General features: G+C 58.3%; 24 protein-coding genes and 1 tRNA gene. 13 read left to right on the forward strand and 12 right to left on the reverse strand.

What is annotated here, in order from left to right:
- The first annotated feature begins 229 nt into the window (after positions 1-229).
- From MARHY_RS02395 to MARHY_RS02435, 10 genes are all read left to right on the forward strand, one after another.
- Positions 230-529 (forward strand): hypothetical protein, encoded by a 300-nt coding sequence (locus MARHY_RS02395; RefSeq protein WP_014420433.1) that lies wholly within the window; start codon positions 230-232, stop codon positions 527-529.
- 11 nt (positions 530-540) lie between these two features.
- Entirely contained in the window at positions 541-714 is a 174-nt protein-coding gene (locus MARHY_RS18685; RefSeq protein WP_158011863.1) for a hypothetical protein, read from the forward strand.
- Positions 711-932: a hypothetical protein gene (locus MARHY_RS02400; protein ID WP_014420435.1), complete on the forward strand. Its 222-nt coding sequence runs from the start codon at positions 711-713 to the stop codon at positions 930-932. Before MARHY_RS18685 ends, MARHY_RS02400 begins: the two co-directional genes overlap by 4 nt.
- A 9-nt stretch (positions 933-941) precedes the next feature.
- Positions 942-1,211 carry a hypothetical protein gene (locus tag MARHY_RS02405; RefSeq protein ID WP_014420436.1) on the forward strand — a complete coding sequence of 90 codons (270 nt, stop codon included), beginning with the start codon at positions 942-944 and terminating at the stop codon, positions 1,209-1,211.
- A gap of 104 nt (positions 1,212-1,315) precedes the next feature.
- A complete protein-coding gene (locus tag MARHY_RS02410; RefSeq protein WP_041654530.1) occupies positions 1,316-2,788 on the forward strand; it encodes a hypothetical protein in 1,473 nt (490 codons plus the stop codon).
- The gene (locus MARHY_RS02415) at positions 2,788-3,108 is read left to right on the forward strand and encodes a DUF2523 family protein (RefSeq protein WP_014420438.1); all 321 of its coding nucleotides are present in this window, start codon (positions 2,788-2,790) and stop codon (positions 3,106-3,108) included. The genes MARHY_RS02410 and MARHY_RS02415 overlap by 1 nt, the downstream gene beginning before the upstream one ends.
- Positions 3,105-4,400, forward strand: a complete 1,296-nt coding sequence (locus MARHY_RS18355; protein ID WP_014420439.1) for a zonular occludens toxin domain-containing protein — start codon at positions 3,105-3,107, stop codon at positions 4,398-4,400. The genes MARHY_RS02415 and MARHY_RS18355 overlap by 4 nt, the downstream gene beginning before the upstream one ends.
- 127 nt (positions 4,401-4,527) lie before the next feature.
- A complete protein-coding gene (locus MARHY_RS02425) occupies positions 4,528-5,793 on the forward strand; it encodes a phage replication initiation factor (protein ID WP_014420441.1) in 1,266 nt (421 codons plus the stop codon).
- Positions 5,790-6,764, forward strand: a complete 975-nt coding sequence (locus MARHY_RS02430; protein ID WP_014420442.1) for a phage integrase — start codon at positions 5,790-5,792, stop codon at positions 6,762-6,764. Before MARHY_RS02425 ends, MARHY_RS02430 begins: the two co-directional genes overlap by 4 nt.
- A gap of 13 nt (positions 6,765-6,777) precedes the next feature.
- A complete protein-coding gene (locus MARHY_RS02435) occupies positions 6,778-7,071 on the forward strand; it encodes a hypothetical protein (protein WP_158011864.1) in 294 nt (97 codons plus the stop codon).
- Between the two features lie 59 nt (positions 7,072-7,130).
- Here the strand turns inward: MARHY_RS02435 and MARHY_RS02440 are convergent.
- The 4 genes from MARHY_RS02440 to rpsU all read right to left on the reverse strand — a co-directional run bounded on the left by MARHY_RS02440 (position 7,131) and on the right by rpsU (position 11,364).
- Positions 7,131-7,207 (reverse strand) — tRNA-Ile (locus MARHY_RS02440).
- 60 nt (positions 7,208-7,267) lie between these two features.
- A complete protein-coding gene (gene rpoD / locus MARHY_RS02445; RefSeq protein WP_041654532.1) occupies positions 7,268-9,124 on the reverse strand; it encodes an RNA polymerase sigma factor RpoD in 1,857 nt (618 codons plus the stop codon).
- Positions 9,125-9,242: 118 nt separating this feature from the next.
- Positions 9,243-10,994, reverse strand: a complete 1,752-nt coding sequence (gene dnaG / locus MARHY_RS02450; protein WP_014420445.1) for a DNA primase — start codon at positions 10,992-10,994, stop codon at positions 9,243-9,245.
- 154 nt (positions 10,995-11,148) lie between these two features.
- Positions 11,149-11,364, reverse strand: coding sequence for a 30S ribosomal protein S21 (rpsU, locus tag MARHY_RS02455; RefSeq protein WP_007153483.1), 216 nt, complete (start codon positions 11,362-11,364; stop codon positions 11,149-11,151).
- A gap of 233 nt (positions 11,365-11,597) precedes the next feature.
- Here rpsU and tsaD point away from each other — a divergent pair, with 233 nt between their 5' ends.
- Positions 11,598-12,653, forward strand: a complete 1,056-nt coding sequence (gene tsaD / locus MARHY_RS02460; protein WP_041654533.1) for a tRNA (adenosine(37)-N6)-threonylcarbamoyltransferase complex transferase subunit TsaD — start codon at positions 11,598-11,600, stop codon at positions 12,651-12,653.
- 12 nt (positions 12,654-12,665) lie between these two features.
- Here tsaD and plsY read toward each other — a convergent pair whose 3' ends face one another.
- Entirely contained in the window at positions 12,666-13,259 is a 594-nt protein-coding gene (gene plsY, locus MARHY_RS02465; protein WP_014420447.1) for a glycerol-3-phosphate 1-O-acyltransferase PlsY, read from the reverse strand.
- A 141-nt stretch (positions 13,260-13,400) separates the two neighbouring features.
- On the opposite strand from plsY, the gene folB reads away from it, so the two are divergent.
- A complete protein-coding gene (folB, locus tag MARHY_RS02470) occupies positions 13,401-13,772 on the forward strand; it encodes a dihydroneopterin aldolase (protein WP_014420448.1) in 372 nt (123 codons plus the stop codon).
- Positions 13,769-14,293, forward strand: coding sequence for a 2-amino-4-hydroxy-6-hydroxymethyldihydropteridine diphosphokinase (gene folK, locus MARHY_RS02475; RefSeq protein WP_011784194.1), 525 nt, complete (start codon positions 13,769-13,771; stop codon positions 14,291-14,293). The genes folB and folK (MARHY_RS02475) overlap by 4 nt, the downstream gene beginning before the upstream one ends.
- Here folK (MARHY_RS02475) and pgi read toward each other — a convergent pair.
- From pgi to MARHY_RS02505, 7 genes are all read right to left on the reverse strand, one after another.
- Positions 14,267-15,928 (reverse strand): glucose-6-phosphate isomerase, encoded by a 1,662-nt coding sequence (gene pgi / locus MARHY_RS02480; RefSeq protein ID WP_014420449.1) that lies wholly within the window; start codon positions 15,926-15,928, stop codon positions 14,267-14,269. The genes folK (MARHY_RS02475) and pgi overlap by 27 nt on opposite strands.
- A 47-nt stretch (positions 15,929-15,975) precedes the next feature.
- Positions 15,976-16,824, reverse strand: coding sequence for a pantoate--beta-alanine ligase (panC, locus tag MARHY_RS02485; protein ID WP_014420450.1), 849 nt, complete (start codon positions 16,822-16,824; stop codon positions 15,976-15,978).
- Positions 16,821-17,615: a 3-methyl-2-oxobutanoate hydroxymethyltransferase gene (gene panB, locus MARHY_RS02490; RefSeq protein ID WP_011784197.1), complete on the reverse strand. Its 795-nt coding sequence runs from the start codon at positions 17,613-17,615 to the stop codon at positions 16,821-16,823. Before panB ends, panC begins: the two co-directional genes overlap by 4 nt.
- 137 nt (positions 17,616-17,752) lie before the next feature.
- Positions 17,753-18,250, reverse strand: coding sequence for a 2-amino-4-hydroxy-6-hydroxymethyldihydropteridine diphosphokinase (gene folK, locus MARHY_RS02495; RefSeq protein WP_011784198.1), 498 nt, complete (start codon positions 18,248-18,250; stop codon positions 17,753-17,755).
- On the reverse strand, positions 18,247-19,614 hold the full coding sequence (pcnB, locus tag MARHY_RS02500; RefSeq protein ID WP_014420451.1) for a polynucleotide adenylyltransferase PcnB: 1,368 nt from the start codon (positions 19,612-19,614) through the stop codon (positions 18,247-18,249). The genes folK (MARHY_RS02495) and pcnB overlap by 4 nt, the downstream gene beginning before the upstream one ends.
- A 93-nt stretch (positions 19,615-19,707) precedes the next feature.
- Positions 19,708-19,995: a hypothetical protein gene (locus MARHY_RS18445; RefSeq protein ID WP_141068050.1), complete on the reverse strand. Its 288-nt coding sequence runs from the start codon at positions 19,993-19,995 to the stop codon at positions 19,708-19,710.
- Positions 19,996-20,322: 327 nt separating this feature from the next.
- A complete protein-coding gene (locus MARHY_RS02505) occupies positions 20,323-21,717 on the reverse strand; it encodes a sigma-54-dependent transcriptional regulator (RefSeq protein WP_014420452.1) in 1,395 nt (464 codons plus the stop codon).
- Between the last annotated feature and the right edge of the window lie 7 nt (positions 21,718-21,724).

Consider the following 21,724-nt stretch of genomic DNA (forward strand, 5'->3'; position numbering starts at 1 on the left):
AGCAAAGGCAGCAAGCGGAGCGCGCAGGGCACACCCGTGACCGAAGGCGACAGGGATCGTTACCCGTAAGGGTGGTCACCTTAGTGACCAGGAGCAACGCGAGTAGAGCCCGCCCCGAAGGGGTCGCAAAACCGAATCAACACCCTTCCTGATTCCTCAAAGGAAAACGGAAGACAAACAGCAAACCCAGAAACAGCAACACCCAAACGAAACCAAGAGGACAAACACCATGGAAAACCACCTGAACCTGATGGTCATCGGCGCCACCCGCTACGACATCGACGGCAACAAAGGCGGCTCCCTGTGGGCCTACGCTCCTGCAGAAGCCAACGACGAAAACCGCGTCGGTAATGAAGTGATGAAAATCGCCTGCGACTACAAGCACATCGACCAGCTGCGCAACCACGCAGACCGCCTGCCAGCGATGTTCACCGTCAAAGCCCAGATGAAAGCCGGGCAGGGCGGCAAAGTCACCTTCAAGGCCCTGGAGCTGAAGCCCCAGGACGTCACCAAAAAGCCAGCGGCCTGAGACCGTAACCCATGAAAAGAACGTTCACCTTTCTTCGCCAACACTGGGAATCGCTGCTCTTCCTGGCCGGGCTGATGATCTTCGCCTTCCTGGGCGGAATAGCCTACGCCACGTCCGAGATCGACAGCACCATTGCTGAGTACATCGAAGCCAATGGCTGCCCGGTGAAAGGGGAAGACTGGTGAACGTCATCACCTGCAACGGTGAATGGATCCAAGGCGCCCAGGGCATCCAATGCACGGGCACCTTACACAGCATTCCTTATCAGGACGTCGACGTCCTGTTTCAGGAATACCTGGCACCAGACCCCGCCATCATCGGAGTCGTGTCAGGAGTAGCCCTGACCTTATTCGTCATTGGAGTCAGTGCCGGAAGGGTCGTTCAAATCATGCGTAAATCGTGAGGTAACAACATGAACCAGGTAATCGAAATGGAAAAGCAAGACAACGGCAAGCAATGGGCGATGGCTCGTTCCCGCTTCGGTAAGAACGTGGCGAAAGTGGGCGTTGCGCTCTCTGCCGCCACCTCCTCCGTCGTAGCGTTCGCCGCCGACCACAGCGCCGCCATCGACGCTGCGAAAACCGACGGCCTGACCAACGCCGGCGCCGCGGTTGCCGCCGTGATCGCACTGGCCGCCGTGGTCATGGGTGTGGGCATCGTCCTGCGCCTGATGAGCCGGTAAATGCTCACCAGCGTCCTGATAGCCTGCCTCTGGGTAGGCTGTCTTGTGTCCGGTTACCGGACTGTTTAAGGGCCGGATTCCGGCCCTTACTCATTTGGTGCCCCATGAAACAAAACATCCACATCTGGTTCGCCTTACTTTTATTCGGCCTGCTCATCATCGGCCTGGTCGACAAAGCCCACGCTGGCTTTCCGCCGCTCCAGGAAGGCCAGATCGTCCACTGGTCAAAGACAGGCAGTAAAAACTGCACCTCTCAAAGCGGTTGTGGAGATTCCCCCGGTTCGCAGGTCGCCGAACAGGCCCAGGAGCGTATTCCTCAGTGCGAAATGCGCTATCCCGAAATGAACTGCACCGTTCAACAATTCAGCGACCCCAAAGAAGTCCGCTTTGTTGAACAGGGCATCACCTATTGGGTCTGGCGCGGCGGTGCCCGTGTCATTGCCAGCCCGTTGGAGCCCTGCGCGCATCAAACCCACGAAGGCGGCGTCCCTGATGGCGCTGAATGTGGCGTCTGTTCCGAAGGCTTTATTCCTGCCACCGGCGCCTACGACCCGGAAAGCGGTTCAGGCACACCCGCCCCCGCCCAATGCATGAGAAACCGCGAACCAGGCGAGTGCCAGTTAGAAGGCCTGTACGAAGTACAAACCGAACAGGGCGCCTATTGCGTCCCCGAATGCCAGGGCATCGGCGCCGACGGCTACTGCATCGATCAGGTGGAAGAAGACCCCGACCAGCCGGAGTGCGGCCCCGACCACCCCGACTTCAAAGGCGTCGCCGGCTACGGGGGTGAAGCCGTCCTCATCTGCGGTGATCCACAAAACAACTGCAAAGCCCTCGGTGATGGCTACACCTGGGGCGTCGTCGAGAAAAACGGCACCACCGTAGAGTCCTGCTTCCCCAACGCCTACAACCCGCCGCAATGCTCCGGAACCGATGTTCTCAAACGAGATCAATGGGGCGGCTTCGCCTGCCTGCCGCTCAGAAAACCCGGCGACAACGACCAACCCGGCGGCCCCAACGACCCCAACAACGGCGACAGTAACGGCGACGGCCAGGGTGACATCACCGGCATCACCGGCCAGCTCCAGGACATCAAAAAACTACTCGGCAGGGGCAACACCAACACCGACAACATCAACGAAACCCTCAAAGGCCTGGGCAACCAGATCAAAGACGGCACCAAAGCCATCACCGACGCCATCGGCAACATCCCCGGCGGCGGTGGTGGTGGAGGAAATGGAAGCGGCAGCGGTGACGGGGATGGAGATGGCGAAGACCCCGCCATCAACTGGAGCGGTGACCCCATCGACCTCAAGATCGGCGACGGCCTGGAAGAACTCAACGCCATCCAGGGCGAATACGAAAACCTCATCGCCAACATTCGCAGTGAAATGGCCTCGTCCTTCGGCTCCTTCACCGGAGGCGGGGGCCTGGAAGACAACAACGTCACCCTCTACGGCGAAACCTTCAACGCCGGATTATCCAAGTTCGGAGCCCACCTCTCCATCGTCGGCTCCATCATCCTCTTCGCCGCCGCCTTCATCGGGCTCGGCATCGTCATGGGAGCCAAAGACTGATGGAATTCATCGCCACCTTCTTCGACTCAATCTGGGCCTTCCTGGAAAGCATCCCCGCCTTCCTGGACGACGCCCTGGTCAAACTCTCCGCCTGGTACGTCATCTGGGTGACCAAAGCCAAAATCTACTTCGTCGGCTTTGCCTGGCAGGTTGCCCAGGAAGTCCTTAACCAGCTCAACATCTCCGGCACCATCAACCAGTACTGGGGCGGCATCGACTCCACCGTCATGGGGGCGCTGACCTACTTCCGCATCCCTGACGCGCTCAACATCATCCTCAACTCCTACCTCACCCGCTACGTCATGGGAGTGCTGAAATGACCATCAACATTCACCACGGCCCGCCCGGCTCGTACAAATCCGCCGGCGTCGTCCAGCGCTATGTCATCCCCGCCTTAACCGGCGAAGACAGCGACTACCCCGATGGCCGCTGCGTCGTCACCAACATCCGGGGCCTGGACTCCATCGAACGGGTGGAAGAAGCCTTTGGCGTCACCTGCGGCCCGGAATCGAGAATCATCAACCTCGAAACCGAAACCCGGGACGCCCTCGAATACGCCGCAAGGTGGTTCCACTGGGCCCCGATCGGCGCGTTGATCGTCCTTGATGAAGCCCAGGCGGTGTACCCCGCCGCCCGACGGGACTTCAAGATCGAACACCTGGACTACCCCGGCGGCAAAGAAGCCGCCCAACGCGACAACCGCCCGGCGGACGTCCTCCTGGCCTTCGACATGCACCGGCACTACAACTGGGATTTGTTCCTGTGCACCCCGAACATCGCCAAGATCCACAAAGAAATCCGCCAGAGTGCCCAGCAGGCATTCCGGCACTGGCAAATGGGGCACATCGTGCCCTGGAAGAAAAACAAATGGAGGGAACTGGAACATGACCCTGAAAACAGCGGAAAAGCTGCCTCCCATAGCATCGGTGTCCCAAAAGAGTACAAGGTCGACCTCCGCGTCTTCGAATGCTACCAGTCGACCAAAACCGGCAAGGCCAAAGGGGTGGTCGGGGGCCATTCAATGCTTGCGGATCGAAAGCTACAGATGGTCGCTCTTATTATCGTCTGCAGCCTTGGTTGGCTTGGCTACTCTGCGAAAAACATCATCGAGCGTGAAAAAGCGCGTTTTGCCGATGATCCGGTGGCTGTGCCGCAAGCTCCTGAAACTGACCGTGGCACTCACCCTGATGGTCCTGATGGGAGCCGCGTTCCGACTGATCGCCCGCCTGAGCGTGCTCTGAACCCAAACCAGAACAACAATCAGCAGAACAACCGACAACTCAACGCCCCGAAATCACGCCGCCACCAGGAACACCCATTCCAGGACGTCGAACTACGCATCGCCGGCAGCGTTAACCGCCTCTACCTGTTCCATGGCCACGACACCCAGGGCGAGTTTGCGCTTACCCAGCGTGACCTGGCGGGCTTCGGCTACAGAGTCCTCTACATCCGCACCTGTCACGGCCAGCTGTGGTGGGAAGGGGAGCCCGTCCAGGACCTGTACTGCCAACGCATCCGAAGTGAACAACCCGACCCGCGACCGACGTTTGAACCGACCGTGTTCCCGCCCCTGATCACCAAGGCCGAAAACCCGGCAGCGGCGGAGCGCTAGCGACGATGCGCGAGGAGCAAGCGCGAAGGCGCTGCCGGGGCGAAGCCCCAGAGACGTCCCTGTAACACGTCTCATAGAAAACAACGCCAGTTGATTTTCCACCACAGACAACCACAGAAGGCCACAGATGAAAATCAAAGACTTTGAACGCATGGACATCCGAACCGGCGAAATCGGAAAAGGGGATCTGTTCGTTGGCCCGGAAGGTCAGCAAGTGAACCTGCAGAACGTCAACGTCCTCTGGACCGGAGTCGATACCGTCCGCCAACTGTTCGAAGGCCGACTGAAACCCGAACCCCTGGCCCAGATCGTGGATGCCTACAACGAAAGCTATGACGCCACCATCCAATTCAACGGTGTAGACTTCAAAGTCCAGTCCGGTAGACGCGGAGGCTTCAAGTACATCCTGCAGAATCGGGAATACGGCCTCACCATCCTGATACAGAACTTCTACGCCGAAGCCGACTCCCAGGGCACACACGTCAAAATCGAAACCTCCCCCCGATGGCTGTACGAACGTTCCAGCCAGGAAATCCACGACGAACTCGCCGAGTGGGGCATGTTCTTCCTGAAAGGCATCCGGCCTGTCGGTATCGCATTACACCTGGCGGTCGACTTCCAGGGCTGGGAACCGCCCCAGGACTTCGCCCAACACTTCGTGACAAGGGCTAAAACCATCACCGTCCACAACGGCCTGAGTGACCTGGTATTCAAAGGCCTGGACGGCGCTACCATCAACGGACGAGGCGAAACCTACACCTTTGGCAAAGCCAATAGCCTGCAGGTGTGCCTGTACGACAAATCCAAGGAAATCGACGTCAGCGACAAACGCGCCTTCATGGAAAGCATCTGGGAATGCGCGGTCAACGAAGAGACCTTCCCCGACACCTGCTACGACCCTGACAAACCCGTGTGGCGTCTCGAAATCCGCTTCCATCACCGCATCGTCAACGAGATCTCCCAGGGCACCAGCGGCATGAAACCCATTTACACCTTCATGGACGCCGTACCGCACCTGACCGGCCTCTGGCAGTACGCACTGAAATCCAACCGCTACGAGGTCAAGCGCGAGTGGTGCCATCCCATCTGGACAAAGCTCCGCGATGATATTGGCTTCGGCTACAGCGCCCCGGATCTGCTCTACAAACGCGCAAAAAAGGAACCCGGTTGCGGCAACGAAAAGAACGTATCTCTCGCCTTCGGCAATCTCCTGAGCATCTATGCACGCAACCGATTCAACGCCAGACAAGCCTGGGATTGCCTCAAGAAATCCGGACTCTGGGAAGACTTGTGTAACTACTACCGAAGGCGGGAGATCTACGAAAACGAGCTGTTCCAGCTCGTCCAGGACGGACTCACCAAGCGACGACTGTTAACCAAGGTGGCGGCATGATCAAAAAGTTACCATCGGGACGATGGCAGGTAGACATCCAGCCAGGTGGAAGAGGGCAGAAGCGTGTCCGGAAATCCTTTGATACCAAGGGTGAAGCCCTTCGCTTTGAACGATGGGTAATTGCCAGGCAAGAGGCCGGCGAAGACTGGAACCCGAAACAGGACAAGCGAACACTCACAGACCTGGTAAAGCTCTGGTACGTGCACCACGGCCACGCGCTAAAAGACGGAGAATCCAGAAAGAGAAAGCTCAACGCCTTGGCTGAACGCCTGGGTAATCCCAGAGCATCACACTTCACCTCTGGAGACTTTGCGGCATATCGCCTGGTGAGATTGGAAGAGGGGTTATCCGCGAACACGCTCAACCATGAACAGGCGTACCTCACAGCGGTATTCAACGAACTCAATCGCCAGGGCCACTGGAAAGGTGAAAACCCACTGGGCAAGCTGCGAAAGCTCAAGATCGACGAGACTGAACTGGCATTCCTGGACCAGGAACAAATAAACCGGCTCCTGGAAGAATGCAAAGCATCCAGCAACCCATCCCTGTATCACGTGACCAGGTTAGCACTGGCGACCGGCGCCAGGTGGTCAGAAGCGGAAAAGATAAAGCCGTCTGCCTTCACCCCGTACCGCGTAACCTACACGGCCACGAAAAGCGGGAAGAATCGTTCAGTACCGATGGAAAAGAAGTTGTACGAGGAAATCACCGAAAACCTGCCATTCCAGTCCTGCTACAGCGCATTCCGGGAAGCCATCGAAAGGGCAGGCATCAAACTGCCGAAAGGGCAGCTAACCCACATCTGCCGCCACACCTTCGCCAGTCACTTCATCATGAACGGTGGACACATACTGACACTGCAGAAAGTCCTGGGGCATTCAGATCTAAAGCTAACAATGAGGTATGCTCATCTAGCTCCAGATTTTCTATCTGAGGTTAGGATTAAGGGGCCGATCATTTCATTTTGCTGATATGAAGATTGAGATGGATGCTATAACAGGTTTTATTCTTGGCTTATTTTTTTGGGGATTTTTCGAGGGATCTTTTCTCATCTTTTGGGCATTGATTTACGAGCTGGGGAAGTATCGTTCTGAAGGAAAAAACGTCCTATCTGTCTTCCTTGATAGATTGGATATCGTCGTAGGTCTCGTATTTTTTCCTATGTTGTCGGTGTTTGTTTTGGGCGTGGTTTTAGAACGATCAGATAACTTTTTATTGTCTGCTGTTGGCTTGGTTGTGGCAGCCTTGGTTTACAGACCATTTTCAAGGTCGCGTTGACGTTTGGTAGACACGTAAGGAATAGGAGAAGGGAGAGAGTGCGGTAAGTGCTTGAAATATGGTGGGCCCAGCTGGACTCGAACCAGCGACCAAGGGATTATGAGTCCCCTGCTCTAACCAACTGAGCTATAGGCCCGGAAAAGAAAACGGGCGCCATTATACCCACGAGGGGTGGCGCCCGCTACTGTCTTGGGGATTAACCGTTGCCCTGGTCGTCAATGAAGCCGCGCAGGTGATCGGAGCGGGAAGGGTGCCGCAGTTTGCGCAGGGCCTTGGCTTCGATCTGACGGATACGCTCCCGCGTAACGTCGAACTGCTTGCCGACTTCTTCCAGAGTGTGGTCGGTGTTCATCTCGATACCAAAGCGCATGCGCAGTACTTTGGATTCCCGAGCGGTCAGGCCGGCCAGCACGGAGCGGGTGGCTTCGCGCAGGCCTTCAGCGGTGGCAGAATCCACTGGCGACAGAGCCTGGATATCTTCGATGAAATCGCCCAGATGGCTGTCTTCGTCGTCACCAATGGGTGTTTCCATGGAGATCGGCTCCTTGGCGATCTTCAGCACCTTGCGGATCTTGTCTTCCGGCATATCCATGCGCTCGCCCAGCTCCTCGGGTGTGGGCTCGCGGCCCATCTCCTGCAGCATCTGGCGGGAGATGCGGTTGAGCTTGTTGATCGTCTCGATCATGTGCACCGGAATCCGGATCGTGCGGGCCTGATCCGCGATGGAGCGGGTGATGGCCTGGCGAATCCACCAGGTAGCGTAGGTGGAGAACTTGTAGCCACGACGGTACTCGAACTTGTCCACCGCCTTCATCAGGCCAATGTTGCCTTCCTGGATCAGATCGAGGAACTGCAGGCCGCGGTTGGTGTATTTCTTGGCGATGGAAATAACCAGACGCAGGTTGGCCTCAACCATTTCCTTTTTGGCGCGGCGGGCTTTCGCCTCACCGATAGACACCCGGCGGTTGATTTCCTTGATGTCGGCCACGTCCAGGTCTACTTCGGTCTGAACGTTCTGGATGCGCTTCTGCAGGCGAACGATTTCGTCCACACGCTCACCGATCGCGGCCGCATAGGGCTTTTTGGTGGCGGCAATTTCGCCGGCCCACTCAAGATCAGTTTCGTTGCCCGGGAACCATTTGATGAAGTCTTTGCGCGGCATTTTGCAGTCGCGTACACAGATCTGCATGATGGCGCGCTCATTCTCGCGGACCAGGTCGTTGGTTGAACGAACGACGTTCACCAGTTCGTCAAACGCCTTGTTGGCCAGCTTGAACGGGGCGAAAACCTGGCCCAGTTCGTTCAGGGCTTCCTGGGTTTTCTTGTGCCCGCGGCCGTGTTTGGCCAAGGCCTTCTCGGCAGCGTCCAGCTTCTCTTTCAGCAGCTCGAAGCGCAGCCGGGTTTCTTCCGGATCTGGCCCGTTGTCGTTGTCGTCTTCGCTGGAGGTGTCGTCATCGTCGTCATCGCTGCTGGCATCGCTGTCATCAGCAGAGGTGTCTTCGGTGCTGGTGTCTTCACCCATGAACGGCTCGGCGTCGTCCGGGTCGAGGAAGCCGGTCACGATGTCGCTGATGCGACCTTCATTCTCGATGATGCGGTCGTAGGCCTGAATCACGGTGCCGGCGGTGCCCGGGAAATGTGCTACAGCGGCCATGACATCGCGAATGCCTTCCTCGATGCGCTTGGCGATGACAATTTCGCCTTCGCGGGTCAGCAGCTCAACAGTGCCCATCTCGCGCATGTACATGCGCACCGGATCTGTGGTGCGGCCAGCGTCGGTCTCAACGGCAGCAAGAGCAGCAGCGGCTTCGGCGGCAGCAGCTTCGTCGGCAGTGGAGTCACCTTCGGTCATCAGCAGGGTATCCGCGTCTGGTGTCTCTTCGCACACCTGGATACCCATGTCGTTGATCATCCGGATAATGTCTTCAACCTGATCCGGATCTGCGATATCTTCCGGGAGGTGATCGTTTACCTCGGCGTAAGTCAGGTAACCTTGTTCCTTGCCTCGTGCGATGAGGTCTTTCAAACGTGATTTCTGCGAATTGCCTGACATAGACACCCTGTGAACTCGCTTTTAAAAAGGAAAAAAGTTAAACAGCCATTATAGCTGTCGCTCGGTTGCGCTGCCACCGAATGGTTAGATGGTGATCAGGGCAACAGGTTTCAAGTGCTCAGCTTTCAGCCTTCGGATTTAACGTACCGGCGCTGAGCGTTCGCAGCTCCTCCCGTTCTTCCGGGGAAAGCTGTGCCAGGTTCCGGAGCAGGGTTGCCAGCCTCTGCTGACGCGCGGCCTCTTCATTCGGGCTTAACAGCTCTCTGGCAGCCGCCAGTGTGCTTTCCCGGGCCGGTATGTGCTCCAGTTCGTCAAACAGGTTGTAAAACCTGTCCCTGGCCTGTTTGTTCGTGGCTAGCCCCGCGACCAGTGTCTTGCGGGTCTGAATTTTTTCTTCCAGTAACCAGCGGGCAAAACGCCCCGCGCGTTCAAGCTGCCGGGTGCTGTCTGCCAGAGCTTTCACTTCGGTTGCCAGTTCCGGTGCTTCCAGCAAGGCCAGGCACAAGGTGCTGTCTTTGCTGAGTTTTACGTCAATCCGCTCTTCCGTGGGCCGGCTCTGGCCTTCACCGCGCCAGCCCCGTGCCTTGGTATTCTGGCCCTGCTGGCGGTTCTGCCACTGGTTGCGGCCGCCGCAAAGGCGCAGCATTTCGTGCCACATGGCGTCCCGCAACGTGCTGCGGGGCATCTTGTTCAGCAAGGGCTCAACTCGTGCCCGAAGTTCGCCTCGGTGTTCGGGCAACTGCAGATCAAGGCCCTCGCTCTGGCGATCAAACAGATAGCGTGAGAAGGGTGTGGCGCCCTCAATACGCTTCTGAAATGCGTCCGGCCCTTCTTTGCGCACCAGTGTGTCCGGATCTTCGCCTTCTGGCAGCATGAGGAACTGCAGGTGCAGCCCGTCTGCCATCAGTTCCAGGGCGTTCTCCATGGCCCTGTCTGCTGCCCGAAAACCTGCCTGGTCGCCGTCAAAACAGAACACGATATGCCGAACGTGCCGAAGCAGTGCGGTCAGGCTGTCCTGGTTGGTGGCCGTCCCCAGAGTCGCCACCGCGTAATGGATGCCGTGCTGGGCCAGCGCAATCACATCCATATAGCCTTCGACCACCAGCAACTTGTCCAGTTGTCGAATGGCTTGCCGGGCCTCGAACAGGCCGTAGATTTCCCGGCTCTTGTGGAAAACGTCCGATTCCGGCGAGTTAATGTACTTGGCCTTGTCGTCGCCCAGCGTGCGCCCGCCGAAGGCGATGGTTTTGCCTCGGGTGTTCCGGATGGGAAACATAACCCGGTTGCGGAACAGATCCCTGGGGCGGCCGTACTGGTCCGACACCGTGCGGGTCTCAATCAGTGGTGCTTTAAGATCCTTCGGGGCGGCGTCGTAAAGTGCCGTGCCGGTGCCCGGTGCAAAACCAATCTGATACTGCTGGATAATGCTTTCATCCAGTCCCCGCTGCTTCAGGTAGTCCCGGGCATAACCGCCTTGCTGACTGGTCAGTGCTGAGTGATAGAACCGGTTGGCAAACTCCAGGGCGTCGGTCAGTGTCCGCGCCTGTTGCATTTCCTGTTTGGCTGCTCGGTCGTACGGCACTTCCAGCCCGGCACGCTTGGCCAGTTCTTCTACCGCTTCGGTAAAACCCAGGCCCTCAAATTCGCGAACAAAGCTGATGGCGTCGCCATGGGCTCCACAGCCAAAGCAGTGATAGAAGCCTTTGTCCGGTCGAACGTTAAATGATGGCGTCTTCTCGTCGTGAAACGGGCAGCAGGCCTTGTAGTTGGCTCCGGCTTTTTTCAGCGTGATGCGCGAACCGATCAGCTCCGCCAGATCAATGCGATCCAGCAGGTCTTCAACAAAGCGTTGAGGGATCAATCCGCTCATGGTGGCTCCACTTCAGCCGGGGTGCCCGGTGCGAAGGCATTTTCGCCATAGCCAAAAATGCCGCCGAAGCCAGGCCTCGGCGGCATTTTCAGCTTGCCGGGTGGGGCGAAACGCCGTTCCGGCAATCAGTTGTGCAGTCGATGCGCGCCTGAACTCAGTACAGACGCTCGAACTTGCGCTGTTCCCGCTGAAGCTTCTTGAGATGACGCTTAACGGCAGCAGCTGCTTTACGCTTACGAACAGCGGTCGGCTTCTCGTAGTGCTCACGACGACGTACTTCAGACAGTACACCGGCCTTCTCGCAGGAACGCTTGAAGCGACGCAGTGCTACGTCAAACGGCTCATTCTCTTTCACTTTAACAGCTGGCATTCGAAAATCACCTACCTGATAGATTCGGTTTCAATTTGTTCCGTCGGCCAGTGCCGTACGGGCTCGATCCCTGGTCAGATTGGCTAAAACTCGACCAGTGCTAATTTAGGGCGGCAATGATAGCCGCTGGGCTGGCCAAGGTCAATCACTGTTCAACGAAACTGCCGGAAGCTTTCGGGTTTCTGCTAAAATGCCGCCCACGTACCCGACACCCCTTGGATGTAGTGCCCATTATGCTGATTCTTGGTATTGAAACCTCCTGCGATGAGACCGGTGTAGCCCTGTTTGACGCTCAGCGGGGACTGCTGGCCCATGCCCTTTACAGTCAAATCGGTATGCACGCCGATTATGGCGGCGTGGTGCCTGAGCTGGCCTCCCGGGATCATGTCCGCAAGCTGCTTCCTTTATGCGATGAGGTACTGGCTCAAGCCGGTAAAGCCCGTTCCGATATCGAAGGTATCGCCTATACCGCCGGGCCGGGGTTAGTGGGTGCCCTGATGGTGGGCGGCTCGGTGGCGCATGCCTTGGGCTTTGCACTGGGGATTCCGGTGTTGGGAGTGCATCACATGGAAGGTCACCTGCTGGCGCCCATGCTGGAGGACAATCCGCCGGCGTTCCCGTTTGTCGCGCTGCTGGTGTCCGGTGGCCATACCCAGTTAGTGCGGGTGGATGGCATTGGTGAGTACCAGATGCTGGGTGAATCGGTGGATGATGCCGCCGGCGAGGCGTTCGATAAAACTGCGAAAATGCTGGGGCTGGATTATCCGGGTGGCCCCCGGGTAGCTGCCCTTGCGGAAAAGGGTCGAGAGGGGCAGTACCGTTTTCCCCGCCCGATGACCGATCGTCCCGGCCTGGATTTTTCCTTCAGCGGCCTGAAAACCTTCACCCTGAACACCGTGAACGACGCAAAAGATAAAGGTACGCTGGATGAGCAGGTAAAAGCAGACATTGCTCTGGCGTTCGAAGCTGCAGTAGTTGATACCCTGGTCATCAAATGTCGCAGAGCCCTGGAGCAAACCGAATGTAAGCGGCTGGTCATTGCCGGCGGGGTCAGCGCCAACAAGCGATTGCGGGCGGCACTGGAGGCCATGGCAGAAAAGCTGCGTGGTTCCGTGTTCTACGCTCGTCCGGAGTTCTGCACCGACAACGGTGCCATGATTGCCTATGCCGGTGCGCAGCGGCTAAAGGCCGGTCAGCAGGATGGCGAGCGGATTGTGGCGGTACCCCGGTGGCCGATGAATACCCTGCCGCCGGTGGCGGAACCTCGTCACAACGGCCTTGTGGACTAGCCGGGCGGGAACTTAGAGCCCGGTTTCCCGCCCCTGGGCCAGGCGAATCAGGTTGTTGCGGTGACGCACCACAATCAGCAGGGTCAGCAGTCCGAACAGGGGCAGGGTTTCCGGTTCCAGCAGGGCGCTGATGAGCGGGCCGCTGGTGATTGCCACCAGAGAGGCCACGGCTGAAATGCGCCAGCGCCACATTACGCCCAGCCACAAGCCTGCCATGATGGCGGTGGTGAGCGGCGCCAGTGCCAACCCTGCCCCGAGGGCCGTGGCAACACCTTTGCCCCCTTTGAACCGATAGAATGCCGGGATCATGTGTCCGGTCACCGCGCACAGGGCAATCATGGCCTGCACCAGAATGGACATGCCAAGGCTTTGACCGAGCCAGACGGGCAACCAGCCCTTGAACGCATCCAGCACCAGGGTTGCCAGCGCGGGTTGCCAGCCACCTGCCCGGTACACATTGGTGGCTCCGGGGTTGCCGGAACCCAGGGCGCGAGGATCTGGCAGTTTCCAGAGGCGGCACACTGGTATCGCGAACAGCACGGAACCCGCCAGATAAGCGCTGGCGCAAAGCAAGACAATCGCAACGGGTTGGCTAAAGACGTCCATGGCGTAACCGCTGTACAGAGACTGGGCCCTGTGTTCTGTGAGAAAATGCCGCCCGCATCAAGGCAGGCTGGTTGTCCGTCACAGTATCGTCTGCCTGTGTAATATTCAATCAGCCATCAGTGGAAGGCTCGGGAGACCGGTTTGGCAAATGGCAAATGGGACACAGTCCTGATCGAAGGACTGGCGGTGGAAACCGTGATCGGGGTGTACGATTGGGAACGTGAAGTCACACAGCGGCTACTGGTGGATCTGGAACTGGCGTGGGATAACTCGGTGCCCGGCGCCAGTGACGATGTTGCCGATGCACTTGATTACGCCGCCGTTAGCGAGCGGGTCAGTCAGTGCCTGCAAACGCTGCAGCCGGAGTTGCTGGAGCGGGCCGCAGAGGAAGTTGCCCGTTTGCTGCAGAGCGAGTTTGGCGTGCGTTGGCTGAGGCTGACGTTGAGCAAGCCCGGTGCTGTGCCGGCCGCACGCTCGGTGGGCGTGAGAATTGAGCGGGGGGCACGGGCATGAAACGTGTATACATCAGTATCGGCAGTAATATTGAACGCTATCGCCATGTCAGCGCGGCGCTGGATGCTCTGGCCGGTTGGTTTGGAGAATTGGCCATTTCTCCGGTTTACGAGAGCGAATCGGTCGGCTTCGATGGCTCGGATTTTCTGAACCTGGTGGTGGGTGTGGATACCGATATGTCGGTAGGAGAGCTTTCCCGGCGCTTCAAAAAACTCGAGGCAGACAACGGCCGCAAAGCTTCGGCGCCCAAGTTCAGTCCAAGGACTCTGGATCTGGATATTCTCACCTGGGGCGATGCGACCGGCACCCTTGATGGGGTTGAACTGCCCCGGGCTGAAATCCTAAAAAACGCATTTGTCCTGAGGCCGCTGGCCGATATTGCTCCGGACGAATTGCACCCCGTGTGCGGAGAGAGCTATCGCAGCCTCTGGCAGTCTTACCAGAAGGACCAGAAGCTCTGGCCCGTCGATTTCACCTGGCAGGGGCGTCAGATCTCAAGTTCCGGAGCGGTCGCGGAATAACCGGATCAGGTTGTCGGTGGCGCTGTCTCCAGCGCTGCCATCTTCACTCTCGCCCAGCAGTTTCGGAAGAATTTCGTTGCCAATCTGTTTGCCCAGCTCCACGCCCCATTGATCAAAGCAATCAATATCCCAGATCACGCTCTGCACGAAGGTGCGGTGTTCATAAAGTGCAATCAGTGCCCCCAGGGTGTGCGGAGTCAGGCGTTCCATCAGCAGGATGTTGCAGGGCCGGTTACCGGGAATGGCCTTGTGTGGGGCCAGCTGGCGGGCGGCATCACCATCAAGACCGCCGGCCAGCAGTTCCTGTTCGGCCTCTGCTTCCGTCTTTCCGGCCATCATGGCCCGTGCCTGAGACAGACAATTGGCAAACAGAGCAGCATGGTGGCTGGCCACCGGATTGTGGGACCTCAGGGGAATGATGAAGTCGGCAGGAATCAGCCGGGTACCCTGATGAATCAGTTGGTGATATGCGTGCTGGCCGTTAGCTCCCACGCCGCCCCAGAGCACGGGCCCGGTAGGGTAATCCACGCTGATGCCATTCTGGGTTACGCGCTTGCCGTTACTCTCCATATCCAGCTGCTGAAGGTGCTCCGGCAGGTATTTCAGGTATTCGTCATAAGGCAGTACCGCATGGCTCTCGGCGCCCCAGAAATTGTTGTACCACACGCTGAGCATGGCCATGATGACCGGCAGGTTCTCCCGCTCGGGCGCTTCCCTGAAATGGGAGTCCATGGCATGTGCACCGGCGAGTAGCTCCCGGAATGCCGCCATGCCAAGCGTTAACGCAATCGGCAGGCCGATGGCGGACCAGAGGGAATAACGACCACCTACCCAATCCCACATGGGAAAGGTGTTGGCGGGTTCGATGCCGAACCGGGCCGCTTCTTCGACGTTGGCCGTGACTGCCATGAAATGCTGGGAGACCGAGGCTGCGTTGCCACCATTATCGAGAAACCATTGCCGGGCGAGCAGGCTGTTCTCCAGGGTTTCCTGGGTACGGAAGGATTTTGACTGCACCAGAAACAGCGTGGTGTCCGGATTCAGGCATGCCAGGGTTTCGGTAATGTCGGTGCCATCGATGTTGGCGACAAAGTGACAGTTAATGGAGCCCTGCCAGTACGGGCGTAGCGCCTCGACGGCCAGCTTCGGCCCGAGAAACGAGCCTCCGATGCCAATACTGACAACGTCGGTAAAACGGGCGCCGGAGTGGCCGGTGCGTTCACCACTGTGAATGCTTTCAACCAGCGCTTCCATCTTCCCCAGTGTGCGATGGATTTCGGGAATGACGTTGTCGCCGTTCACCCGAACCTCGCCCTGTTCACCCTCACGAAGGGCGGTGTGCAGGGCGGGGCGTTGTTCCGTGAGGTTCACCAGACCGCCCCGGAACAAGGCCGTACGACGTTCCTCCAGACCACAGGCCCGGGCCAGGTTGAGCAGAGCCTCCAGCACGTCGTCCGTCAGCCGGTTGCGGGAGAAATCCAGCGACAGGCCTGCACCCTCTACCAGGTAACGCTGGGCACGGCCCGGATCCTGCTGAAACAGCTCCCGCATGGGTAGGTGTTCGAGCCGGGCTTTGGCGTCGTTGAGAGCTTGCCATTCTGCTCGGCTGGTGAGCGCAGGGTGTTTCTCAGGCATCAGGGGGTCCCTTCCGTTGTCTGGGGGTGAGGCTCCATAGTGAGGTTTCAGCGCGTGATCGAGAGGTTATCAATCAAACGGGTGGTACCCAGGAACGCTGCGACCAGTAGTGTGAGCTCGCGGTCATCCTTGCTGGCGGGCTTCAGGGTCAGGCTGTTGACGATGTTGAAGTAGTCCGGCCTGAGCCCTGCCTCAGACAGTGCATCGCGTGCCTCCTGCTCGAGGATGCTGTAGTCGGTGCGTCCCTGTGCCAACTGGTCAGCGGTATGACGGAGTGTTCGGAACACCACCGGAGCGATGTCCCGCTCCTGCTCGGACAGATAGCCGTTACGGGAGCTCTTCGCCAGGCCATCGTCTTCCCGCACCGTCGGCGCGCCAATCACTTCCACCGGAATCATCAGATCCCGGGCAAGTTTGCGTATCACCGCCAACTGCTGAAAATCCTTTTCGCCAAACACGGCAATGTCGGGCTGGACCATGTTGAACAACATGGTAACCACGGTGGCCACGCCTTCAAAGTGGCCCGGCCGGCTGGCGCCACAGTGGCCCTCGCTGACTTCGGGAACCACCACCTTGGTCTGATTGGCGAGCCCTTCCGGGTAGATCTCTTCAACGCCCGGGGCAAAGACCAGAGTATTGCCCGCTGCCGCCAGCTTTTCCTGGTCTTCAACCAGGGTTCGCGGGTAGGTGTCCAGGTCTTCATTGGCGCCGAACTGCATCGGGTTCACGAAAATACTGGTGACGACGATATCGGAGGCCTCGGCCGCCTTGCGCACCAGCGAGATATGGCCCTCGTGCAGGTTGCCCATGGTGGGTACCAGGCCGATGGTCTTGCCCTGCTGGCGATAGCCCCGCAGAATCGTGCGCAGTTCTTTGAGTGAGTGTACGGTTCTCATGCCTTGAACGTATGCTCCTCGGCTGGGAAAGTGCGTGCTTTGACGGCTTGGGCATAAGCCGCAATGGCTTCCGGGATGGAGTCGGTCTCGGCGAGGAAGTTCTTCACGAAACGGGGTTTGCGGCCGGTGGTGACGCCCAGCATGTCGTGCAGTACCAGTACCTGGCCATCGGTATCCGAGCCTGCTCCGATGCCGATGACCGGCGCCTTCACGGCCTGGGTGATACGAGCGGCGAGCGGGGCCGGTACACACTCCAGAAGGATGAGATCGGCGCCGGCGGCTTCCAGTTCGCAAGCATGCTCAATCATGGCCTCGGCGGCCTTCTCATCACGTCCCTGTACCTTGTAGCCGCCGAACTTGTTGACGAACTGTGGCGTCAGGCCCAGGTGGGCACAAACAGGCACACCACGTTCACTCAGGGCTTCGATGGTGTCCTTCATCCAGTCGGTGCCTTCCAGCTTGACCATGTGGGCGCCGGCGCGCATCAGCTCCGCAGCATTGTCCAGTGCATCGGCAACGGTACCGTAGGACATGAACGGCATATCGGCCATGATCAGGGCGCCTTTGTTACCGCGGGCGACACAGCTGGTGTGATACACCATCTGATCCATGGTGACCGGGAGCGTACTGTCGTGGCCTTGCAGCACCATACCAAGAGAGTCGCCAATCAGGATGACATCAACGCCAGCCTCGCTGACAACCTGAGCAAAGGTTGCATCATAGGAGGTCAGTGCAGAGAAGGCTTCGCCTTTTTGCTTGTATTCCCGCAGGGTATTGATGGTAACTGCCATAGAATCCTTGCCTTTTGGGTGGATGGGCCAGTTTTGGACCGGGGTCGACCGGTGCTCAGAGCGTTAATGTAAATCCCGGGTATATCAGACACAAGAGTAGCATGGTCTTCCTCACCTGGATGCCATAAGGAACCTGGTCAGGGGTGCGCCTGGGCTGGCAGCTTGCGCAGCTGGTTGTCCGGGCAATCTCGGCGCAGTTCCGCAACGGTGGTGCCGTCCGGCAGTGCCAGTTCCGGGGCCAGGTCCAGCAGGGGTTGCAGGACGAAATCACGGTTGGCCAGTTCCGCGTGGGGAACGGTCAGGCGCGCGTCGTTGAGGGTTGTCTGACCAAACAGCAGCAGATCCAGATCCAGGGTGCGTGGTCCCCAGTGCCTCAGCCGCTCACGGCCGTGGGCCTGTTCAATAGCTTGCAGGCAATCCAGCAGTTCGTGGGCAGAAAGATCGGTACGCAGATGAACGGCACCGTTCACGAAATCTGGTTGATCCTGCGGGCCGACGGGGCGGCTGGCATAGAACGGAGATTGCGCGACCAGTGTGGATTTGGGTAAGCCCGCGAGTTCCGACACGGCTCTTGCCAGTTGGGCTGCAGGCTGTTCCAGATTGCTGCCCAGCCCAATATAGGCATCGACTGTCATGGCTGGGGCGGTTTTCTTGCAGGTTTGCGCTTGCGACGGCGCTTTTTCGGACCACCGGAGCCCAGCTCGGAAAGCATTTTTTCCTGCGCACGCTCATCCGCCTGCTGGAATTCCGTCCACCATTGCCCGAGGCCCGGCTCAATTTCGCCCGCGGCTTCCCGCACCAGCAGAAAATCGTAGGCCGCCCGGAAGCGCGGATGGGTCATGGTACCGAACGCACGTTTGCCCTGGCGACGGGGTAGCCGCATCTGCAGTTCCCAGATTTCTTTCATGGGGCCCGAGAAACGTTTCGGTATTGCGGTTGCCTGCACCTGGCGCCCGATTACCTTGCCGATGGCGCCGTGCAGCGCGGGCTGAACCGGATCGCCATTGTCCTGGCGCCTGCGCCATTCCACCTGCAGAGCCGGCCAGAGCATGGCCGCAAACAGGAAATACGGGGTCACTGATTTGCCCTGGGCAATCCGGGCATCGGTGTTGCGAAGGGCTTGCAGTATCAGTTCATCGGGTTCGCCGGCATCCAGTGCCCGGGCGGTCTCCGGGAACAGTGGGGCCAGCAGCCCATAATCCTGAAGCAGGCGATAGGTTGCCTCGCCGTGGCCGGCGGAGAACAGTTTGAGGACTTCATCGAACAGCCGGGCCGGAGGGATGTGCGCCAAGAGCGGGGCCAGCTCCCGAATGGGGGCCTCTGTTTCCGGTTCAATCTCGAAATCGAGTTTGGCCGCAAAACGAATGGCGCGCAGCATTCTCACGGGATCTTCCCGATAGCGGGTTTCCGGGTCGCCAATCAGGCGGATCTGACGGTTTTTCAGATCCTGCACGCCGTTGGCAAAGTCGATAATGGAGAAATCCCGGATGCAGTAATACAACGCATTGATGGTGAAGTCGCGCCGCAGTGCGTCTTCTTCCTGATTGCCATAGACATTATCCCGCAGTAACAGACCATGTTCACTGGTCTTGTGCTCGTCGTCGGCCAGGTCGTCATCGGTATCCCGGGCATTACCACGAAAGGTGGTTACTTCGATGATTTCCCGCCCAAACACCACGTGCACAATGCGAAAGCGGCGACCAATCAGGCGGGAGTTCCGGAACAGGTCGTGAACTTCTTCGGGTGTTGCGTTGGTGGCTATGTCGAAGTCTTTGGGTTGTCCGCCAAGGAGAATGTCGCGAACGCCACCGCCCACCAGATAGGCCTCGTAGCCGGACTTGTTCAGACGGTGCAGTACTTTCTTGGCCGGTTCACTGATCATGGAGCGGGAGACGTTGTGCTGATCCCGCGGGATCTCCTGCCGCTGGTAGTGGCGGGCTTTCTTCTTCCCGTTGCCGGGAATGAAGGAGCGTAGTTTTTCAACAAGTCGTTTAGGCATGGAATTCCGTGTTTGCGAAGCGCAAAAACGGGGATTTTAACGGTTTGCGCAGGAATTGCACATGTTTGACGGAAATGCCAGTGAATAAAGTGGTCATGGAGGCCTGTTGAGGGAAGGCTGTTTTTGGCAGTCCGGAAAATCAAAAGGCGGATCCGTTTTCACGAATCCGCCCTGAAAGCGTTGACGATCTGCATTGTTTTTGTTGTTGCCGGGATTCTTTTTGATTCTTTTACCCCACTGTGTTGTCCCCAAGATAAGGACCTTAAGCAATGCAAACGGAAAGCTTTGAATACATAGAGCGGCCAGGAACACGGTGCGGGTTATGGGAGTATCTGCAGTGTCGCCTGGAAGACGATTCTTCTCTACATCTACAACTCGCACGTGTCGTGGGACCCCTAAAAAGCATAGTACCCAAAACACTCAGTTCGCTTGCACCCTGTTCTTGTTTTTGTTGCCGGGCGCTCGTGCAGCTATTTGTTTTTGTTTTGGCGCTGCGTTGTCACTTTTGTTTTTGTTGCTGTGCGCTTATTAGAGTGCAGTGGTCGTGCCAGTTTTTGAAAAGTCTTTTTAAACAAGGGGTTGTGAAAATGAGGTGTGTAAGTGTTACCCCGTATCTCCTGAAAGTGTTACTTGGGTCTCATGATCTGGACAGGAAGTGTTACCGAGAGGAACAGGTGGTAACAACTGATTCTAGGTTCATTCTTTGGGTCAGGCTTTTTTGCGGGGAATGCCCAGGCGTTGCCGACGCTCCCAAAGTGACTTCCGGCTGATGCCCAGCTTCTGTGCCAGCTCGGTCTCGCTCATCCGGTCCTGATTTTCAAGCACAAAGTGTTGGAAGTAATCCTCCAGCGACAGATCGTTGGACGAATCGACATCCCTTGCAGGGGTTTGTTCATTATTGCCCTCAACCAGTGTTTCCGGGATGTATTCGTCGGCGGAGTCGCTGTCCAGGTCCAGTACCGCCGGGGTAATGACATCGCCATCGGTCAGGATTGAGGCCCGTTCGATGGCGTTTTCCAGTTCCCGGACGTTACCGGGCCAGCGGTAGCGTTCCAGGGCCTGCATGGCCTCCGGGCTCAGAGACAGCTCCGGACGGCCAAGCTTGCTGGCCTGGCGTTTCAGGAACCGGCGGGCCAGGCCCAGAATGTCGGCACGACGTTCCCGCAGGGGGGGGATGCGGATCTGCATCACGTTCAGCCGGTAGTAAAGGTCTTCCCGGAACTCGCCGGTTCTGGTCATGGCTTTCAGGTTTCGGTGGGTTGCGGCGATCATCCGCACGTCCACGGTCCGGCTCTGGGTGGAGCCCACTTTGCGAATCTCGCTTTCCTGCAACACCCGCAGCAATCGGGCCTGGGCTTCGGCAGGTAGTTCGCCGATTTCATCCAGGAACAGACTGCCGCCGTCTGCCGCTTCAATCAGCCCGGTGCGGGCCGAGACGGCGCCGGTAAAAGCGCCTTTCTCGTGGCCAAACAGTTCCGATTCGATCAGGCTTTCGGGAATGGCAGCGCAGTTTACGGAGATGAGCGGTTTGCGGGCTCGCGGGCTGAGCAGGTGCAGAGCCCGTGCCGCCAGTTCCTTACCGGTACCGGATTCGCCCTGGATAAGCACTGTGGTCTCGGTGGGGGCGACTTTGCGAATCAGGGTGAACACCTTCTGCATGGGCTCACACTGGCCAAACATGATCTCGGATGGGTCCGAGTCGGGCCCGCTCGTGCTGGCGGCATCACCAGAACCGGTTGTTTCATCGGAAGCCGAAGACTTGCGTGCCAGAATATTCTCTACAGCCGCGAGCATTTCGTCATGGTCGAAGGGTTTGGCAATGTAGTCCACGGCGCCCATCTTCATGGAGTCAACCGCGGACCGCAAACTGGCATAACTGGTCATGATCAGTACCGGCGTGTTGGGGGCGCGGTTGATCATTTCCGTACCGGCGGCGCCTGGCAGGCGCAGATCGGTGATGACCAGGTCGAAGCTGTCCGGGTCGAGGCCCTCGGCTTCTTCCACCGAGACAGCATCTGCCACCTCATAGCCGGCGTGCTGGAGAAGTTTGCGAACCGCCGAGCGGATAATGTCTTCGTCTTCAACAATCAGAATACGGGGCATAGGGTGT

The organism is Marinobacter nauticus ATCC 49840, from assembly GCF_000284615.1.
GTDB classification, from domain to species: Bacteria; Pseudomonadota; Gammaproteobacteria; order Pseudomonadales; family Oleiphilaceae; genus Marinobacter; species Marinobacter nauticus.

What these genes read in the sequence shown, in the direction of transcription:
- panC (WP_014420450.1), bottom strand. Translation starts at nt 16,824, where the DNA reads ATGAGAACCGTACACTCACTCAAAGAACTGCGCACGATTCTGCGGGGC.
- pcnB (WP_014420451.1), bottom strand. Translation starts at nt 19,614, where the DNA reads ATGCCTAAACGACTTGTTGAAAAACTACGCTCCTTCATTCCCGGCAAC.
- pgi (WP_014420449.1), bottom strand. Translation starts at nt 15,928, where the DNA reads ATGCCTGAGAAACACCCTGCGCTCACCAGCCGAGCAGAATGGCAAGCT.
- plsY (WP_014420447.1), bottom strand. Translation starts at nt 13,259, where the DNA reads ATGGACGTCTTTAGCCAACCCGTTGCGATTGTCTTGCTTTGCGCCAGC.
- folK (WP_011784198.1), bottom strand. Translation starts at nt 18,250, where the DNA reads ATGACAGTCGATGCCTATATTGGGCTGGGCAGCAATCTGGAACAGCCT.
- MARHY_RS02430 (WP_014420442.1), top strand. Translation starts at nt 5,790, where the DNA reads ATGATCAAAAAGTTACCATCGGGACGATGGCAGGTAGACATCCAGCCA.
- MARHY_RS02395 (WP_014420433.1), top strand. Translation starts at nt 230, where the DNA reads ATGGAAAACCACCTGAACCTGATGGTCATCGGCGCCACCCGCTACGAC.
- rpoD (WP_041654532.1), bottom strand. Translation starts at nt 9,124, where the DNA reads ATGTCAGGCAATTCGCAGAAATCACGTTTGAAAGACCTCATCGCACGA.
- folK (WP_011784194.1), top strand. Translation starts at nt 13,769, where the DNA reads ATGAAACGTGTATACATCAGTATCGGCAGTAATATTGAACGCTATCGC.
- MARHY_RS02425 (WP_014420441.1), top strand. Translation starts at nt 4,528, where the DNA reads ATGAAAATCAAAGACTTTGAACGCATGGACATCCGAACCGGCGAAATC.
- MARHY_RS02415 (WP_014420438.1), top strand. Translation starts at nt 2,788, where the DNA reads ATGGAATTCATCGCCACCTTCTTCGACTCAATCTGGGCCTTCCTGGAA.
- MARHY_RS18685 (WP_158011863.1), top strand. Translation starts at nt 541, where the DNA reads ATGAAAAGAACGTTCACCTTTCTTCGCCAACACTGGGAATCGCTGCTC.
- rpsU (WP_007153483.1), bottom strand. Translation starts at nt 11,364, where the DNA reads ATGCCAGCTGTTAAAGTGAAAGAGAATGAGCCGTTTGACGTAGCACTG.
- MARHY_RS02435 (WP_158011864.1), top strand. Translation starts at nt 6,778, where the DNA reads ATGGATGCTATAACAGGTTTTATTCTTGGCTTATTTTTTTGGGGATTT.
- MARHY_RS02410 (WP_041654530.1), top strand. Translation starts at nt 1,316, where the DNA reads ATGAAACAAAACATCCACATCTGGTTCGCCTTACTTTTATTCGGCCTG.
- MARHY_RS18355 (WP_014420439.1), top strand. Translation starts at nt 3,105, where the DNA reads ATGACCATCAACATTCACCACGGCCCGCCCGGCTCGTACAAATCCGCC.
- panB (WP_011784197.1), bottom strand. Translation starts at nt 17,615, where the DNA reads ATGGCAGTTACCATCAATACCCTGCGGGAATACAAGCAAAAAGGCGAA.
- MARHY_RS02405 (WP_014420436.1), top strand. Translation starts at nt 942, where the DNA reads ATGAACCAGGTAATCGAAATGGAAAAGCAAGACAACGGCAAGCAATGG.
- tsaD (WP_041654533.1), top strand. Translation starts at nt 11,598, where the DNA reads ATGCTGATTCTTGGTATTGAAACCTCCTGCGATGAGACCGGTGTAGCC.
- MARHY_RS02505 (WP_014420452.1), bottom strand. Translation starts at nt 21,717, where the DNA reads ATGCCCCGTATTCTGATTGTTGAAGACGAAGACATTATCCGCTCGGCG.
- dnaG (WP_014420445.1), bottom strand. Translation starts at nt 10,994, where the DNA reads ATGAGCGGATTGATCCCTCAACGCTTTGTTGAAGACCTGCTGGATCGC.